Origin of the sequence: Streptomyces synnematoformans, from assembly GCF_039531005.1 — a bacterium.
Lineage (GTDB): Bacteria > Actinomycetota > Actinomycetes > Streptomycetales > Streptomycetaceae > Streptomyces > Streptomyces synnematoformans.
This window is the reverse complement of sequence record NZ_BAAAPF010000634.1, coordinates 1-1,589: the sequence shown is the minus strand read 5'-3', so window position 1 is coordinate 1,589 and position 1,589 is coordinate 1. Positions and strand designations below refer to the sequence as shown.

The following is a 1,589-nucleotide window of genomic DNA, read 5'->3' as shown; positions in this document are numbered from 1 at the left end:
AGCCCTCACCCTCCACCTCACATGCTCAAACTGAGGTTGGAAAAAGCTCACTGTCTGTAAGTGATCAAGTGCCGTCAACGTGCGCGAATCCCCCTGCGACGAGGGGAAGTGGAGCCCTGTGTTCCGTCTCGTACGCTGGCCCCCGTTTTCGTGAAGGGACTGTTACTGAAATAGTTCCTCAGGATGTTCGCCATCCCTAGAATCCCTACGGGCCTGTTGAAGTCAGGTGCCGTACAGGGGGCACCTCGGGGGACAACTTTGTGGGGCATGGAGTGCCTGAACTCGTACTTGAACTGAACGGACAGACATGGACTCTCGATCCGGCGCGCGCCTACCGCGTCGGGCGGGATCCGCAGGGGGACGTGGTACTGGAGGACGCCAGGGTCTCCTGGCGGCACGCCAGCCTCCGCTGGGGCGGCCGCGGCTGGCTGCTTGAGGACGTCGGCAGCACCAACGGCTCGTACGTGGAGGGCCAGCGGGTCCACCAGATCGAGATCGGTCCCGGCTCGGTCGTCTACCTCGGCAACGCCACCGACGGGCCGCAGCTGCGGCTCTCCGCGCCGGTCGGTGCCGCCGCCCCCGACGTGTACAGCGCGCAGACCGCGATGGCCGAGCAGCCGCCCGCCGCCCAGCAGGTCGCGCCGCCGCAGCACGCGCCCGCGCCCGGCGCCGGCGGCTGGGGCGCGCCCCCGCAGGGCCCTCCGCCCCAGGGCCCTCCGTTCCAGGGGCCGCCCGTCGGCGCGCCGCCGCCGCAGCAGCCGTTCGTGCCGCCCCCCCAGCACTCCGCGCCGCAGCGCCCGCCCGGCGCCGGCGCCCCCCGCGGCGGCCGCGGCCGCCGGCCCGGAGCCGGTCGTGGTCGTCGCGACGACCGCCCTGGAGCCGCCGGCCGGCCGCGTCTTCGGCGCGTCGTTCCCGGCGCCGGCGCCGCTGGAGGTGCGGCTGCCGCCGGCGGTGCTGGAGCGGCTGGACCGCAGCCAGCTGATGGCCCTGACGTGCGCGCTGGCGCTGCGGGAGGCGTGGGACGGGGCGGACGCCGGACTCCTGGCGCGCACGGGCGTGTTCGTCGGGCACAGCGGCCAGGTGCGGCAGGCGCAGGCGTGCACCATGCGCGCGTACCTGGACGACATCGCCGCCCGGGCCGGGGCCGACGTCGACGTGGCCGCGCTGACCGCGCGCGTACGGGCGCTGGCGCCGGAGAGCAACAGCGACTCGCTGCCGGGGCTGATGCCCAACGTCATCGCGTCCCGGGTGGCACAGCTCCTCGACCTGCACGGCCCCAACATGACGCTCGACGCCGGCCCGGACTCCTCCCACGCGGCGCTGGCGGCGGCCTGCCGCCGCCTCGCGGCGGGCGAACTGGACGCGGCCGTGGTGATCGGCGCGACGGCCGCGGCGGAGCTGGTGACGCCGCCGCCGGGACACGAGACGACGGAGGCGGCGGCAGCGGCGGTGCTGCTGCGCCGCGGCGAGGCGGAGGCCCGCGGCCTGCGGATACTGGGGGAGCTGGACGTGGCGGACCCGCCGGAGGCGGGGCCGGGCACCAGGGCCGCGCCGGCCGTGCGCCCGGTCGCGGAAGCAGGCCGCGGCGC

At 75.3% G+C, this 1,589-nt stretch carries 1 protein-coding gene and 1 pseudogene; both read left to right on the top strand.

Features of this window, described 5'->3' with window-relative positions; all coding sequences use genetic code 11:
* Positions 1 to 260: 260 nt before the first annotated feature.
* Positions 261 to 518: pseudogene (locus ABD317_RS36735) on the top strand (FHA domain-containing protein); the annotation flags it as partial.
* 334 nt (positions 519 to 852) lie between these two features.
* The coding region (locus ABD317_RS36730) for a beta-ketoacyl synthase N-terminal-like domain-containing protein (RefSeq protein ID WP_425582536.1) at positions 853 to 1,589 on the top strand (737 nt) is incomplete at its 3' end.